The sequence below is a fragment of the Moraxella caviae genome, assembly GCF_002014985.1.
Lineage (GTDB): Bacteria > Pseudomonadota > Gammaproteobacteria > Pseudomonadales > Moraxellaceae > Moraxella > Moraxella caviae.
This window is the reverse complement of sequence record NZ_MUXU01000030.1, coordinates 1-780: the sequence shown is the minus strand read 5'-3', so window position 1 is coordinate 780 and position 780 is coordinate 1. Positions and strand designations below refer to the sequence as shown.

The following is a 780-nucleotide window of genomic DNA, read 5'->3' as shown; positions in this document are numbered from 1 at the left end:
TTCAAGAAGACAAATAAAAACCCCACCGTAAGGCAGGGCTTTGCGTGGCAATGTGGGGTCAAACTGGCATCAGTTTGGTTAAAAAGTACATGGCAACACCACCAGTCAAAAGACCAGTAACAAGCGTGGCTAGCAGTGTCAGAATTTGTACCCAAGGGAACCAAGAAGTCTCTTTTCTAGCTTTTTCAGTTTCGGCTTGCATTTTATTTACAGCTGCACGGGTTTCTTCTACGGTTTGGCGTGTAAGTTCAATATCCTGTTGAACCTTTTTCATGTCTAAAATCATTTTCATGCGATTAAGCTCGTCAATGGTCAGCTGTTCTAAGTTTATTTGGCTTATGTCTATCATAATACCACCATTTAGCTTTCACGTCCATCTGCAAACAAAATCTCATAAAGACCTTCGATGGTATCAAATTCTTCGCCTTGATACACGCCTTCGATGTATGGCACGTTGTCCAAATGAAAATCATATTCGAGCTTGTCAATCAGACCTGCAAGCATGTTAAGATAAGCCATGCGCACAGCAGCTTTGATATGCCATGCGATGTTGTTTTGTGGTCCAATGTTGGATAACTCTTCAATGATGGCCGTGCAAATGTTTTAAAGTATTCATGATGGTTGCTCCGTTGTTGGTTGATGTGTTTATAATAGGGCATAAAAGATAAAGAGGAGAAAACCACATACTCAAATCCCCTGCTATGCGTTAGCGTTAATCATTTTTTACACACAACCATCAATCCAATTTCTCCAATTTCGCAGACAAATAAAAATCCCGCC

General features: G+C 40.5%; 2 protein-coding genes. Both read right to left on the bottom strand.

Annotation, left to right across the window (positions count from 1 at the left end; all coding sequences use genetic code 11):
* Positions 1-58 precede the first annotated feature (58 nt).
* Positions 59-349, bottom strand: coding sequence for a hypothetical protein (locus tag B0181_RS04625; RefSeq protein WP_078276320.1), 291 nt, complete (start codon positions 347-349; stop codon positions 59-61).
* 11 nt (positions 350-360) lie between these two features.
* Positions 361-519 (bottom strand): hypothetical protein, encoded by a 159-nt coding sequence (locus tag B0181_RS12060; protein WP_158078933.1) that lies wholly within the window; start codon positions 517-519, stop codon positions 361-363.
* Positions 520-780: the final 261 nt, after the last annotated feature.

Coding starts and splice junctions, on each gene's coding strand:
- B0181_RS04625 (WP_078276320.1), bottom strand. CDS start 349: ATGATAGACATAAGCCAAATAAACTTAGAACAGCTGACCATTGACGAG.
- B0181_RS12060 (WP_158078933.1), bottom strand. CDS start 519: ATGGCTTATCTTAACATGCTTGCAGGTCTGATTGACAAGCTCGAATAT.